The sequence below is a fragment of the Lysobacter yangpyeongensis genome (assembly GCF_042655745.1).
Classification (GTDB): Bacteria; Pseudomonadota; Gammaproteobacteria; order Xanthomonadales; family Xanthomonadaceae; genus Agrilutibacter; species Agrilutibacter yangpyeongensis.
Genome location: NZ_JBHSNM010000001.1, coordinates 1,476,324 through 1,490,444, shown reverse-complemented (window position 1 = coordinate 1,490,444; position 14,121 = coordinate 1,476,324). Strand labels below are relative to the sequence as shown.

General features: G+C 65.0%; 9 protein-coding genes. 4 read left to right on the top strand and 5 right to left on the bottom strand.

The features are described from left to right. Positions 1–309: 309 nt before the first annotated feature. Both cysK and cysG read right to left on the bottom strand, forming a co-directional pair. On the bottom strand, positions 310–1,287 hold the full coding sequence (gene cysK / locus ACFPN1_RS06415; RefSeq protein WP_386753907.1) for a cysteine synthase A: 978 nt from the start codon (positions 1,285–1,287) through the stop codon (positions 310–312). A gap of 29 nt (positions 1,288–1,316) precedes the next feature. Continuing rightward, positions 1,317–2,768 carry a siroheme synthase CysG gene (gene cysG, locus ACFPN1_RS06410; protein ID WP_386753905.1) on the bottom strand — a complete coding sequence of 484 codons (1,452 nt, stop codon included), beginning with the start codon at positions 2,766–2,768 and terminating at the stop codon, positions 1,317–1,319. 269 nt (positions 2,769–3,037) lie between these two features. Here cysG and ACFPN1_RS06405 point away from each other — a divergent pair, with 269 nt between their 5' ends. The 4 genes from ACFPN1_RS06405 (at position 3,038) to ACFPN1_RS06390 (ending at position 9,062) form a co-directional block, all read left to right on the top strand. Next, entirely contained in the window at positions 3,038–4,030 is a 993-nt protein-coding gene (locus tag ACFPN1_RS06405) for a LysR family transcriptional regulator (protein WP_386753903.1), read from the top strand. Positions 4,031–5,066: 1,036 nt separating this feature from the next. Further along, entirely contained in the window at positions 5,067–6,680 is a 1,614-nt protein-coding gene (locus tag ACFPN1_RS06400) for a PAS domain S-box protein (RefSeq protein ID WP_386753902.1), read from the top strand. 826 nt (positions 6,681–7,506) lie between these two features. Further along, positions 7,507–8,256, top strand: coding sequence for a hypothetical protein (locus ACFPN1_RS06395; RefSeq protein WP_386753900.1), 750 nt, complete (start codon positions 7,507–7,509; stop codon positions 8,254–8,256). A 314-nt stretch (positions 8,257–8,570) separates the two neighbouring features. Beyond that, positions 8,571–9,062, top strand: coding sequence for a hypothetical protein (locus ACFPN1_RS06390; RefSeq protein WP_386753898.1), 492 nt, complete (start codon positions 8,571–8,573; stop codon positions 9,060–9,062). Positions 9,063–9,168: 106 nt separating this feature from the next. Here the strand turns inward: ACFPN1_RS06390 and ACFPN1_RS06385 are convergent, their stop codons facing one another. From ACFPN1_RS06385 to ACFPN1_RS06375, 3 genes are all read right to left on the bottom strand, one after another. Further along, positions 9,169–9,909 (bottom strand): phosphoadenylyl-sulfate reductase, encoded by a 741-nt coding sequence (locus tag ACFPN1_RS06385; protein ID WP_386753896.1) that lies wholly within the window; start codon positions 9,907–9,909, stop codon positions 9,169–9,171. Continuing rightward, positions 9,906–11,639 (bottom strand): assimilatory sulfite reductase (NADPH) hemoprotein subunit, encoded by a 1,734-nt coding sequence (gene cysI, locus ACFPN1_RS06380; protein WP_386753894.1) that lies wholly within the window; start codon positions 11,637–11,639, stop codon positions 9,906–9,908. Before cysI ends, ACFPN1_RS06385 begins: the two co-directional genes overlap by 4 nt. A 381-nt stretch (positions 11,640–12,020) precedes the next feature. Then, positions 12,021–13,859, bottom strand: coding sequence for an assimilatory sulfite reductase (NADPH) flavoprotein subunit (locus ACFPN1_RS06375; RefSeq protein ID WP_386754060.1), 1,839 nt, complete (start codon positions 13,857–13,859; stop codon positions 12,021–12,023). Positions 13,860–14,121 lie beyond the last annotated feature (262 nt).

The following is a 14,121-nucleotide window of genomic DNA, read 5'->3' as shown; positions in this document are numbered from 1 at the left end:
GCGGTGCGTCTTCAGGTCCGACGCAAAGAGTAACCGCAGGGCCACCGGCTTGCTGCTTTCCCTCTCTCCGCTTGCGGGGAGAGGGTCGAAGCGGCGTCGGCCTGCCGAGGGCAGGGCGGGTGAGGGGGAGCGAGTGTAGCGAGCTGCTTTTGCCTTTGCCCCGTGCTTGCGAGGAAAGCAAGGCAACTCGCTGCGCTCGCTCCCCCTCATCTGCCCCCCGATTAAAGCATTCGGGGGCAGGCTCTCCGGGCATCTTCTCCCCGCAGGCGGGGAGAAGGGTGGGTTACAGCATCCGTATCGCCGGTGCCGTCAGGCAGCGACCGGAGCCTTTTCCAGCGACGCCAGCCATTCGTCGTCGGAACCCTCGTTCACGCCTTCGAACAGGAACGTCGACAGATAACGCTCGCCGGTATCCGGCAGCATCGCCAGCAGCACCGAACCTTCCGGCGCGCGCTCGGCGACCTGCAGCGCCGCGGCGATGGTCGCCCCGGCGGAGATGCCGACGAACACGCCTTCCTCGACGGCGAGACGGCGCGCGGTGTCGCGGGCCACGACTTCGTCGACCGGCAGGATCTCGTCGGCGATCGTGCGGCTCAGCACCGCGGGCAGGAAATCCGGCGTCCAGCCCTGGATCTTGTGCGGGGCCCATTCCTTGCCCGACAGCAGCGCGGCGCCCGCCGGCTCGCTGGCGATCACCTTGAGGCCCGGGCGCGCGAGCTTGAGCACTTCGCCGGCGCCGGTGATCGTGCCGCCGGTGCCCCAGCCGCTGACGAAATAGTCCAGGCGCTGGCCGGCGAAATCGCGCAGGATTTCCGGGCCCGTCGTGTTGCGGTGATACGCAGGATTGGCTTCGTTCTCGAACTGCCGCGCGAGGAACCAGCCATGCCGCTCCGCAAGCTCCTGCGCGCGCCGCACCATGCCGCTGCCGCGTTCCGCCGCAGGGGTGAGGATCACCTTCGCGCCGTACGCGCGCATCAGTTTGCGACGTTCGATCGAGAACGAGTCCGACATTACCGCCACGAAGGGATAGCCGCGTGCGGCCGCCACCATCGCCAGCGCGACGCCGGTGTTGCCCGATGTCGCTTCGATGATCGTCTGGCCCGGTTTCAGAAGGCCCTTCTGTTCCGCGTCGAGCACGATGGCGAGGGCGAGACGGTCCTTCACCGATCCGCCGGGATTGAAGGCTTCGTTCTTCGCGTAGAGCGTGACGTGCTTCGGCGCGATGCGATGCAGTTTGACGATGGGCGTGGAGCCGATGGTGTCGAGGATGCTGTTGTAAATAGTCATGTTGGGGGATGTGCTCAGAAGGGACGGAATTACGCGGCCTGCGCGAATGTGGCGAGCGGACCGCATCCTGCGCCCGCTGCTGTTAAGGGTTCGCTACCGAACCAGTGCAGGTCCGCGGCGAGCGCGGCGACTTCGCCGATGAACAGCAAGGCCGGCGCGCCCACGCAGTGGAAACGCGCTAGTTCGGGCAGAGCGGCCAGTGTTCCCGTGACGACCCGCTGTTCAGGTCGCGTGCCGTTCTCGACGATCGCGAAAGGCGTGGTTGCGGCGCGGCCGTGCGCGACCAGCCGGTCGCGGATTCCTTCGAGTGCCGACACGCCCATGTAGAAGGCGAGCGTCTGCTTTTCCTGCGCGAGGGCGGCCCAGTCGAGCGTCTCGTCTTCGTCCTTCGTGTGCGCGGTGACGAAGCGAACCGACTGCGCGAGCTCGCGGTGCGTGAGCGGGATGCCCGCATACGCACCGCATGCGATCGCCGCGGTGATGCCGGGCACCACTTCGAAGGCGATGCCGTGCTCGCGCAACACTTGCAGTTCTTCGCCGCCGCGACCGAACACGAACGGATCGCCGCCCTTGAGCCGCACCACGCGTTTGCCCAGCCGCGCGTGCTCGATCATGAGCGCGTGGATGCGCGCCTGCGTGGCGTGGTGGTCGCCGCCGACCTGCTTGCCGACTTCGATGAATTCTGCGTCGCGGCGCGCCAGCGCGAGCACCTCGCCGCTGACCAGGCGGTCGTGCAGGATCACGTCGGCTTCGTTGAGCACGCGCAGGGCGCGCAGCGTGAGCAGGCCGGGATCGCCGGGGCCGGCGCCGACGAGCGCCACGCTGCCGGTTTGCACGGCTTGCGGTTGTTCCAGCGTCGCAGTGAATTCGCGGCGCGCGCCGGCGACATCGCCCTTGCGCAAAAGCCCCGGAATCGGCCCGCGCAGGACGCGCTCGAAGAAGCGACGCCGCGCCGGCAGATCGGGCAGGCGATCGCGGATGCGTTGCCGCGCCTGCGTCAGCAGTTCGGCCAGCGCGCCCAGCGATTCGTCCAGTTGCCGTTCCAGCTGCTCGCGCAGGTGCCGCGCCAGCATCGGCGCGCCGCCACCGCTGGAGATGGCGATCTGCACGGAGCCGCGTTCGACCCGCGCCGGCAGGTGCACGCTCGACAGTTCGGCATCGTCGACCACGTTGGCCCAGATCCGGCGGGCTTCCGCGGCTTCGGCGACGGCCCGGTTGACGGCGGGATCGTCGGTGGCGGCCACCACGAGCCAGATCTCGTCCAGCCATTCGGGCTCAAAGGCACCGCGGATCGCTTCGATCCGTCCCTGCGCGGTCCACTCGGCCATTTCCGGCTCCAGCTCCGGTGCCCCGACCCGCACCCGCGCCCCGGTCGCCAGCAACGCCAGCACCTTGCGCCGCGCCACGGCGCCACCGCCGACGACCAGCACGCCGCGACCGGCGAGCTGGGCGAAGAACGGGAAGAGGGGAGGCGCGGACATGGGCGGGCAGGGCGATCGGGGACGTTTCCGCAACCTAGCGTTGCCAGCCGGGGGGGCGGAAATGACCCCCTGCTGTGGCTTCATGCCTTTCCGGCATGAGCGGCGCTGGACACGGCCCCGCTCATGACGTTATGGTCTATCCGTTCATCCGCATAAAGAGATGCAATCATGAAATGTCATCCGATGTCCGCCTGGCGCCGCTCGCACACCTGCACCGCAGCCACCTCCGCCGCTCCCGCCCCGCAACCCGATCGACCCCAGACGCCGCCATGACCCTGACGCAACTCCGTTATTTCGTCGCGATCGCCGATTCCGGCCTCAACATCACCCTCGCCGCCGAACGCGTGCACGCCACGCAGCCCGGCCTCTCCAAGCAACTCAAGCAACTCGAGGAAGAACTCGGTTTCCTGCTGTTCGCACGCAAGGGCCGCAGCCTCGAAAGCATCACCCCCGCCGGTACCCAGGTGCTTGCCCACGCGCGCCGCCTGCTCACCGAAGCGGCCAACATCCGCTCCTACGCCGCCAACCAGCGCCGCGATGGCCAGGGTCGCCTCGTGCTCGCCACCACGCACACGCAGGCCCGCTTCGTCCTGCCGCCGGCCGTGGCGCAACTGCGCAAGACCTATCCGCGCGTCAGCGTGCACCTGCTGCCCAGTTCCGAAGGCGACGTGCTCGACCTGCTGGCGCGCGGCGAATCCGATTTCGCCCTGATCAGCAGCGCCGGCGAAGCGCCCGCGGGCGGCATCGCCGTGCCCTTGTTCCGATGGAAGCGCGTAGTGCTCGTGCAGCGCTCGCATCCGCTGGCGCGCCATGGCAATGGCCCGACGCTCGCGCAGCTGGCCGCGCAGCCGCTGGTGAGTTACGAATCCTCGACGCGCCCGGAGTCCTCGCTGCGCCGTGCCTTCGCCACCGCCGGCCTGGAGCCGCAATTGTCGATGACCGCGCGCGACGCCGACTTGATCAAGACCTACGTGCGTTCGGGTCTCGGCGTCGGCCTGCTCGCCGAGATGGCGGTGGATGTGCGCGAGGACACCGATCTCGTCGCGCTGCCCGCACCGGCGGCGATACCCGAATGCATCGCATGGGCCGTGCTGCCGCGCGAACGCGTGCTGCGCGACTACACGCTCGAACTGCTGCACGCGCTCGCGCCGCAGATCGACCCGCGCGATCTGCAGCGCGTCCTCGCCGGCAATCAGGAAGCCGACTGGCCGGAGCCGCCGAACTGGTCCGAACTGAGCGAGACGCTCAGCCAGGCGGCTTGAGCGGAGCCAGGAAATAGCCCGGTTCGCCGGGCTTTTCCTTGGTGGCACCGGAAGACAAGCGACCGGATTCCAGAGGCGGCCGACCGGACTTCGGATACAGCCGGCTGCATCCGGGCGTGCAGTTGACTGGACACGACGGTGTAGTCGACTGGACTTCGAGGGGAGTCGACTGGACCCGATGGTGTAGTCGACCGGACTTCGAGCGGAGTCGACTGGACGCGGTGGTGTAGTCGACTGGACTTCGAGGGGAGTCGACTGGACGCGATGGTGTAGTCGACTGGACTTCGAGCGGAGTCGACTGGACGCGAAGGTGTAGTCGACTGGACTTTGAGCGGAGTCGACTGGACCCGGCGGTGTACTCGACTGGACTTCGAACGGAGTCGACTGGACCTGGTGGTGTAGTCGACTGGACGTAGCCCGGGTAAGGCCGCAGGCCGCACCCGGGTTGACCACGGCATGCGGAGGGCCCGGGTGGGGCTGCGCTGGCTGACAGCTTCCGGCCAGGTGTCGCCACTCACTCCAGCACAGTCGCAGTCGTAGGCGCATTAGCCGAAGGGTAATGCGCCGGAATCCACGCCGCTGGAACTCGGCGCAATTTCATTGCGCCTAGGGTCTGGCCAAGCGCTTCGAAGGCCAAGGCCGCCGCAACCAACCCGAACTCGGCACGGCCTGGCGCGCCGACGCGACCAGATACTTCCGATGCGCAACAAGAGAAAACCCGCAGATGGGGGGTTCTTTTTCACGAGGATGTTGGCCGCTAACGACCACCCGAAGCATTTGCGGAACTGGGTCCCAGTGCGAGCAACTGATGCAGCATGTTTTCCTCGCCCTTCTGCGTTCGCGGAACACAGTCGAAGCCGCCGCCTTCTGTTTCCCCCATTTCCGTGTCCAGCGTTTGCACGCGACCATATGGCATGTTGGAATCGACCTCAGGCGCGCGGTCCCAGCATGACCGGTAGCGGTGCCAGAAGGATCAGGCTTCATGCAGACATCGTCGTATGACGCTGTGTGCTTCGGTGGAGGAGGGATGACCCCGATGAGCAACGCACGGAATGTCCTGCTGGTAGAAGACGACAACATCGATGCCCAGCTCATTGAAGTGCATTTGAGCAAGGCTGCTCCGGTTCGCGAACAAACTTTCCAAATAGACAGGGTGGCCAGCTTTACGGCCGCAATGAGGCGGCTTGCCGAACCTGACCGCCACTACGATGTTGTGCTGCTGGATCGTGGGTTGCCCGACACCGACCGCGCCAGCGCCATCGAAACCTTGCGGGAGCGTTTTCCGGCGCTGCCTATCGTGGTGCTCACCGGCTTGGACGATGCGGCAACCGCAATGGAAGCGGTAGAGCACGGCGCCCAGGACTATCTCGTCAAAGGACGCGTTACAGCCGAGTCGCTATCCCGCGTGCTCCACTATGCGATCACTCGCCAGAAGATGGAGCAACAGCTGCGCGAGCGTGAGGCGGAGCACCGTGCCCTGTTCGACCAGAATCCTGTGCCGATCTGGGTCTACGACCTCGAAACGCTGCAGATCCTGGAGGCCAACGGGGCCGCGGAGCGTAACTACGGCTGGACGCGTGAGGAATTCCGCGCCATGCGCATCACCGACCTGGGTATGCCGGCCGGCGCAGATGCCGAGTCCGGAGACATGGTCCTCGACGGCGTGGTGCAACGCCATCGCACCCGGCACGGCGACGAGATCCTGGCGGACGTCAGCGTGCACACCATGGAATTCCGCGGCCGGAACGCTTGCCTGGTACTGGCCCTGGACGTGACCGAAACACAGCGCTTGGTCGAAGAGCAGGCCTTCACGGTGAAGGCGCTTACCACCAGCGAACAGCGCTATCGCGAACTGTTCGAACACGGCCTGGGCCTGATCTGCGAACACAGCCTTGACGGCACGGTATTGGCCGCCAATCCGGCTGCGGCCCAGGCATTAGGGTACGAATCTCATGAGCTGGCCGGGATATCGCTTGCCGAGTTGGTGCCCGAGCGCTTCCGCGACCAAGTGCGTCTCTATCTGGAGACGGTCGCTCGTCAAGGCAGCTTTACCGGAATGATGACCGTGCAGCGGCGCGATGGCCAATGGCGCGCTTGGCGCTTCCACAACCGGCTGTACGCGGATGGCAATGCGACGCCCGTGGTGATCGGGCATGCGCAAGACCTGACCGACGAAATTCGGCGCCAGCAAGAGGTGGAGGATGCCAGCCTGACCGACCCGCTCACCGGTGCCCGCAACCGTCGCTACCTCGACTACCTGCAGCGGGGCGGGGAACTGAAGCATTGGGGATGCGTGTTGGTGGATTTGGACCACTTCAAACAGATCAATGACACCTACGGCCACGAACGCGGCGACGAGGTGCTGGTCGGTGTCGTCGTGTTCCTCAAGTCGCAAACGCGTTCGGATGACGTTGTAGTGCGTATGGGTGGCGACGAGTTCATGGTGTTGCTGTTCAACGAGGCAGCTGCCAATGCACCAGCGCTGGTGGAGCGCATCACGGAAGCGGCCGCGCAAGGAAAGTCTCCGTGCGGGCTCTCGCTCGGTTGGGCCATTCGGGCGGACAGCGAGACGCTGGACCGCACCATGGCACGGGCAGACCAGCAGCTGTATGAAAAGCGCCGGCATCGACGCGGCGAGCACGCTGAATAACGGAAGACGCTCATTCGCGATAGGCCCCACAGCATGATCAGCGCGTGGGCGTGGTTGAAACCTCGCGCTGCCGTGGCGTGCTGCCACTCCGGAGTGGCAGCCAACTGACCGCGGACTGGCGGTGTTCGCCCCTAAGCGGACATGGGACATACGACCCAGAGTGATAGTCGTTCCGATGCGAAGGGCAGCTCTGCCAATGGAGCGGTCACTCCAAGCTCAATATGCGTCACAGCGTCGGGTGGCGGCGATGGATGCACTGGCGAGACAGCGCGAGAGCGCAATCAGCGTTACGCGGGCTATAGAGCTTACAAGTTTGATCAGGAAATCAGGCTGACCCCTGAGCAAGAGGCAGCGGTGAAGGGGAGTCGAAGCTACGTTTCAGGCACCAACGAAAACCTGGTTTCACTCATGCCGTCAGGAGAGATAGCGCAGCCGGAGGTGGAGAAGAGTACTGAGCACTGCGTATCGATTCGAATGCCGCAAGGGGGACAAGCCACAATACATGGCCATCTCCTCATTGAAGGCGAAGTTGCAGAAAAAATGAATCAGCAGGGCTGGGATGTCCCATTAACAAATCTGGCAAGGGAGTTCCCGGGTCCAGGGGATCTCCAAGTATTGGTTCAGCAGAAAATTCCGAGTGTGATATGGACCCCGACCGGCGCTCAAACGGTAATCGAGGTGATAAGGGTTGGAGATCGTTACGAGCCCCGGTATCGAGTCTTGCAGCAGGGAACATTCGGCGGAGAGCGAAACATGAAGATTTACGAATCATGGCGCCAGCGATGGACAGACTCATCAAATGCGACAGCCGGAAGGAGGTTCCGCAATGAAGATTAGTTGTGTACTCCTGGTTGGTTTTTTCTTGACAGGTTGTGTCTCGGTTACGAGAAATGACGTTCAACTAACAGGCCGGCTCTATGTAGAGAATGCTCAAGCCGAGCTGCTTCACGGTGGTGCAACGGTGGAGTTGAGTAGCCCCGTCAATGCGATAAGGGAAGTTCGCTTAGTTGACGCCCCGAAGTACATCTATGCTCAGTTTGAAGAATTCGATGGTGCTACTGTCGAGGTAACTGGCGACTTCATAGATTCAGAACTCGATGGGCCAAAGCCTTTTAGGGTCAACAAATGGCGGGTGATCACGCCAGCTCCTAACGATTGGTCCCGCCGTCTTCTTAATGAAGACGGGGACATCTTAGTTACGAAATACTCGAGTGAGATCACAGGGTTCCTAACTACGCTTCGTGAGCATGTTGCCAACGATGCTGTGAATACCCTGCTTTGTAAGAATAATGAAGGAGAGTTGTCTCAAGCTTCAGGCCTCATGCGCGAGCGAACTCAATGGCTTCTCATTACTGGTCGCAATTCACTGAGGAGCAAGATAGCTGTTAATGGGGATGTCGCTGTATTCCAGCGGCGAGACTCAGTCGATGCGTATTTACAAGAATACGTAATATGCATGGGCGCTGGAGCTGGCGCGCTAAACAATGAAAGCCCCCTTTTTCCTCTTGCTGCTCCAGAAAAATATGGCTGCTTCGTCGTTTGGAAAGAAAAGGACAGAGTCTGCCCGGTACTCTGAAATCCTTTCTTCTGGCGGGAAGGAGTCGAAGCGAAGTCGCCGCCCCCGGGATCCGCGGGAGTGGCCGGTAGATTCGCTTCGATGAGTGGCGAGAAATGGCCGCAGCAAGACCCGGAGAAAAGCCACTGGATTCCCGCTTTCGCGGGAATGACGAGCAAGAGTGAGGGCGCTCCGGCGAGTGGCAAGAACTGGCCGATAGTGGGCAATGCTTCTTTCACCGTACAACAGGACTATCTATGAGTGGCGACGAGCGACGCGAAAGGGAGGAGCAACTCGCGCGATGCGCGGCCGAAGATCCTCGTCCGCTTTATCAGATGATCTACGACCTCGCCGCGACCTTTGCGGATATTGGTGCTGGTGCTGTGCAGTCGATTGTCCAAAAGCAGAACGGAGATTTTTTCGTCCCGGCCGCGGTCAATACAGCATTCGCTGTCGAGTTGCTGCTGAAATTTTTCATCGTGGCAGCCAATCCGGATCTGACCTACGCCGAACTGAAGGCTGCTGGGCTACACCCTCATGGGCACAAGTACTCACAGCTCTGGGCCGGCCTGCACCCAAAGTTTCGGGCGGCCATCCTCGCGGAATATTCGATGCTCACTCAAGCCGGATCGGTTCTTCCTGACATTCCAGCCGTGCTCGCGGAACTGGGAGACGCACCATTCATAGATTGGCGATATCCGTTCGAGGACACCGCTTACCGCGAACTTGATTACGGAAAGCTGGAGCACGTTGCCGGGGCGATGCTTAGGGTGGGGCGAGGCGCCTGCCGTCGTCTAGCCAAAGGCGAACGACAACATATTGTCTAGGACGAAGCTGCTAAATCTCTGGCCCCTTTCGCCCGGAAGCTGCCAGTAGAAAGGAGCCCCGTGCTCGCGGAGCCTTCTATTGATTTGAGCCAGCGCCGAAGCCCACTCACGCCGCCTGGTCACTACCCCACTCCTCATGCAACCCGCACTCCCGCTTCAGGCCAAAGAAGCGTGTGTCTTCCTCGTTCATGCCCGCTTCGAGGCGGCGCGTGGTGTGCACGTCGCCGATCGACACGTAGCCCTGGTGCCACAGCGGGTGGTAGGGCAGGTCGTGCTTCTGCAGGTACAGCCACACGTCGCGGTCGCTCCAGTCGGCGAGCGGGTGCAGCTTCCAGCGGCCGTCGTGCAGCTGCAGGAACGGGGTGCTGGCACGGCTGCGCGACTGCGTGCGGCGGATGCCGGAGATCCAGGTGCGCGCGCCGAGTTCGCGCAGCGCGCGCTGCATCGGTTCGACCTTGCGCAGGCGGTTGTAGCGCTCGATGCCGTCGACGCCCTGTTCCCACAGCTTGCCGAGGCGGGCTTCCATCCACGCGACGCCGATCTGCGGGCGATACACCTTGAGGTTCAGGGCGAGGCGTTCGCTGAGTTCGTCGACGAAGCGGTAGGTTTCCGGGAACAGGTACCCGGTGTCGACCAGGACCACCGGGATGTCCGGCTTCTGCCGCGTGACCATGTGCAGCGACACTGCCGCCTGCGCGCCGAAGCTGGACGACAGCGCGTGTTCGCCGGCGAGGTTCGCCAGGCCCCAGGCGACGCGCTGCTCGGCCGACTGTGTCGCCAGCCATTGGTTGAGTTCGTCCAGCGAGCGCGGGGACTCGGCGGCGGTGACGGGATCGGGCGGGCTCATGCGACCAGTTCCAGTGGCAATGCCTTGGTGGCGACGATGCCCGTGCGGACGAGGCCGCTCCTGACCAGGAAATCGCCGAAGTATTCGCCGCTTGCGCGGCCGGCGGCGTACTGCGCGAACAGCGGATCGAGCGCTTTGATGATCTCGGGCTCGTCGATGTTTTCGCGGTACAGAGTGTTGAGGCGTTCGCCCTTGTGCGACGCGCCGAGCATCAGGTTGTAGCGGCCGGGCGCCTTGCCCACGAGCGCGATCTCGCCCAGGTACGGCCGCGAGCAGCCGTTGGGGCAGCCGCTGATGCGGATGTTGATCGGCTGCTCGCGCAGGCCGTGCCTGTCGAGCAGCGTTTCGATGTGGGTGAGGAAGTCGGGCAGGTAGCGCTCCGCCTCGGCCATCGCCAGGCCGCAGGTCGGCAGCGCCACGCAGGCGATCGCGTTGCGGCGCACCGGCGAGGCATGCGCGTGTTCTCCCAGGCCGTGCGAAGCGACGAGTGCATCGATCCGCGCGCGGAGTGCGGCCGGGACGTTGGCGATCACGAGGTTCTGGTTCGCCGTCATCCGGAACTCGGGCGGGCGCGTTGCATCGCCCGCATCCAGCAACGCCTGCGCGATCGCGCGCAGCCCGGTGAGGTGCGGCTGCGAGCGATCCTGGATGCGGCCGGCGACGATGCGCAGGGTCAGGTGCCAGAGGCCGTCGTCGCCTCCGCTGTCATCGGATTCGATCCAGCCGAAGCGGTCGCCGTTGTGCACGAAATCGAAGCGCCGCGCCGGGGGGAGGGGGAATCCGGCGCGACGCTCGACTTCCTGCGTGAACGCGTCGAGTCCACGATCGTCGATGGTGTACTTCAGCCGCGCGCGCTTGCGCAGCACGCGGTTGCCCCAGTCGCGCTGGGTGGTGATGACGGCCTCGGCGATCGCCGTGACCTGGTCGGGCGTGATGAAGCCGATGACGTCGGCGAGGCGCGGATACGTTTCCGGATCGCCGTGCGTCGCGCCCATGCCGCCGCCGACGCTGACGTTGTAGCCGGCGACGACGCCGTCTTCAACGATCGCGATGAAGCCGAGATCCTGCGCGAACACGTCGACGTCGTTGTACGGCGGGATCGCGAAGCCGATCTTGAACTTGCGCGGCAGGTAGGCCGCGCCGTAAATGCGCTCTTCTTCCTCGCCGCTGCCGGCGACGCGTTCCTCGTCGAGCCAGATTTCGTAGTACGCGCGGGTGTTCGGCAGCAGGTGCGCGGACAGCGCCGCCGCCTGCGCGTGCACGAAGGCGTGCGCGGCGGACTCGTGCGGATTGGCCGCGACCGCGATGTTGCGGTTGACGTCGCCGCAGGCGGCGAGGGTGTCGATCAGCGCGGCGTTGATGGCCTGCATCGTCGCCTTGAGTTCACGCTTGATCACGCCGTGGAACTGGAACGCCTGGCGGGTGGTGATGCGCAGGCCGCGTTCGGCGTAGGTCGTGGCGATGCGGTCCAGCTTCAGCCACTGCTCCGGCGTGACCACGCCGCCGGGCGTGCGCGTGCGGATCATGAACTGGTACGCCGGCTCCAGCTTCTGCCGGCGGCGCTCCTCGCGCAGGTCGCGGTCGTCCTGCTGGTAGCTGCCGTGGTACTTGATCAGCGTCTGGTCGTCCTCGGCCAATGCACCGGTGATCGGGTTGGCGAGCGACTCCAGCAGCGTACCGCGCAGGCGGGCGCTGGATTTCTTGATGTCTTCGACGGAGTGGGTGGTCATGGGGGCATCGATCCTGCGTGGCTCTTGCGCTCGTCATTCCCGCGAGGCGCTTCATCGCAGCCGAAGGCTGGTCAAGCGGGAATCCAGCGACTTTGCTTTTCCGGTGCAACAGGCCCGTAGCCCGGGTAAGCGCAGCGCACCCGGGGGGGCGAGGCGGTGCGTTATCCCGGGTGCGGCCTGCGGTTTTACCCGGGCTACGCAGGATTTTTTGCTCGTCATTCCCGCGGAAGCGGGAATCCAGTGTCTTGGCTATTGGCACAGCGCATTGAGAAAGCAAAGTCGCTGGATTCCCGCTTCCGCGGGAATGACGAGCAAAGGCATAGGCAAAGGCACCCGCACCCGCACCCGCAAAGGCAACCGCAAAGTCGGGAGCAATGGCCATCAGTACACATCCCGCGCGTAGCGGCCCTGGGCCTGCAGCTCGTTGAGGTAATCGGCCGCGTCCTCGGAGGACTTGCCGCCATGCGTGGCGATGATGTCCAGCAGCGTGGCGTGAACATCGCGCGCCATCCGCGTCGCGTCGCCGCAGACGTACAGGTGCGCGCCGCCTTCGAGCCAGGCGAAGACTTCGGCGCCGTGCTCGCGCAGGCGGTCCTGCACGTACACCTTGTGCGCCTGGTCGCGCGAGAAGGCGAGGTCGAGGCGATGCAGCACGCCGCGCTTCAGCGCGTCCTGCCATTCCAGCTGGTAGAGGAAATCGCTGCGCGCATGCGGATTGCCAAAAAACAGCCAGTTGCGGCCGCTCGCGCTGATCGCCGCACGCTCCTGCACGAAACCACGGAACGGCGCGATGCCCGTGCCCGGACCGACCAGGATGACGTCGCGCGTTCCGTCCTTCGGCAGGCGGAAGCGTTCGTTGCGTTCGATGAACACCGGCAGCTTCTCGCCCTCGCTGGCGCGTGCGAGAAAATTGGAGGCGGCGCCCCAACGCAGGCGGTCTTCCGAGTGATCGCCGGCCGCCGCGTATTCGATATGCGCGATGGTGAGATGGACTTCTTCGCCCACGGCCTTGGTGCTGGAGGCGATCGAGTACAGACGCGGAGCCAGCGGGCGCAATGCGGCGACCAGTTCTTCGGCGGTCCAGGCGGCGGGATACGTCTGGAGGAGGTCGATGATCTGTTGCTCCGCCAGCAGGCGGGCGAAGTCGGCGGCGCGATCGGGGGCGAGGAGCGCATCGAGCCCCGCATCCCCGGCGCGCGCCGCGTGCGCCGCGACGAACGGGCGCGACAGGCGTGTCAGTTCGCGCCGCTGCGACAGCCAGTCGCGCAGGGGCAGGGTCTGGTCGCCGTGGGTTACGGCGTGCCCGCCGTCGAGTTCGAGCGTGCGCAGCACGGCTTCGACCAGGCGCGGCGGATTGACCGGCCACACGCCGAGCGCGTCGCCGGCTTCGTACTGCAGACCCGAGCCTTCCAGCGACAGTTCGAAGTGGCGGATGTCCTTGTCGCTGCCGCGCCCGGTGATGCGCTGGTTGACCAGCAACTCGGCAGGGAAGGGGTTGTCGCGCGTGTACGCGCTCACCGCAGCGGCGAGCGGACGCAGTGGCGTGACCGTCGCCAGCGGCAACGGTGTTTGCGGCTTAAACGCCTCCTTCGCCGCGGCGAGGGCGTTCGCCAGCCAGGGCGTGGCGACGGTGTCGATGTCGAGGTCGGCTTCGCCACGGGCGAACCAGCGTTTCGCACCGAGCTCGCTCAAGCGTTCATCGAGGCGTCGACCGATCGCGCAGAACTGCGGATAGCTGGAATCGCCGAGCGCAAGCACGGCGTAATGCAGTTCCGGCAACTGCGGCGCGCGCTTGCCGGTGATGAAGTCGAACAAGCCGCGCGCATCGTCCGGCGGATCGCCGTCGCCCTGCGTGCTGATGACGATGGCGAGGTGGCGCTCGTTCTTCAGCTCGCGCGTCGCATACGCGTCGGCGCGCACCAGGCGTGCGGGCAGTCCCGCCGCTTCAATCTGTTGCGCGAGCCTTTCGGCCACGCGCTTCGCGTTGCCGGTCTGGCTGCCGTAGACAATGGTCAGCCGCGTCGCGGGCTGCGGTTCCGTGGCGGGCACCGCGGCCGGCCGCACCACGGGCACGGCCTGGGAACGCGCCAGTCCGGCGGCATAGCCGGATAGCCACCACAGGCCCGAACCGTCGAGGGTCCCGGTCAGCTGCTCCAGCAGCGTCGCCTGCTCGGGCGAGAACAGCGGCGGCGCGATTGCGGCCGGCGTGCCGTTCGGCATGCTGCCTGGACCGGTGACGGTAGCGGGCGAGGCGGACATCCTGCGGCTCGACAAAGAGGTGATGCGGCGAGGCTAGTGATGCGCCGGCGCGGGGAGAAAGGACTTCGCGCTATGCGCTTATGCCCAGCCCGCATCTCGCGCGCCGCCGGGCGGGCGATACTGCCCCCCCCAAGCCCGACCGGGCGTTCCAGCCCGATTTGCGTCACGATTGGGCCTCGCAAGCGCCTGCTTTCGCCGCCCCGTTTTTCGTTGACAGCCTGCC

Excerpts from the sequence above, each read along its gene's own strand:
- cysK (WP_386753907.1), bottom strand. The coding sequence starts at position 1,287 with ATGACTATTTACAACAGCATCCTCGACACCATCGGCTCCACGCCCATC.
- cysG (WP_386753905.1), bottom strand. The coding sequence starts at position 2,768 with ATGTCCGCGCCTCCCCTCTTCCCGTTCTTCGCCCAGCTCGCCGGTCGC.
- ACFPN1_RS06405 (WP_386753903.1), top strand. The coding sequence starts at position 3,038 with ATGACCCTGACGCAACTCCGTTATTTCGTCGCGATCGCCGATTCCGGC.
- ACFPN1_RS06400 (WP_386753902.1), top strand. The coding sequence starts at position 5,067 with ATGAGCAACGCACGGAATGTCCTGCTGGTAGAAGACGACAACATCGAT.
- ACFPN1_RS06395 (WP_386753900.1), top strand. The coding sequence starts at position 7,507 with ATGAAGATTAGTTGTGTACTCCTGGTTGGTTTTTTCTTGACAGGTTGT.
- ACFPN1_RS06390 (WP_386753898.1), top strand. The coding sequence starts at position 8,571 with ATGATCTACGACCTCGCCGCGACCTTTGCGGATATTGGTGCTGGTGCT.
- ACFPN1_RS06385 (WP_386753896.1), bottom strand. The coding sequence starts at position 9,909 with ATGAGCCCGCCCGATCCCGTCACCGCCGCCGAGTCCCCGCGCTCGCTG.
- cysI (WP_386753894.1), bottom strand. The coding sequence starts at position 11,639 with ATGACCACCCACTCCGTCGAAGACATCAAGAAATCCAGCGCCCGCCTG.
- ACFPN1_RS06375 (WP_386754060.1), bottom strand. The coding sequence starts at position 13,859 with ATGCCGAACGGCACGCCGGCCGCAATCGCGCCGCCGCTGTTCTCGCCC.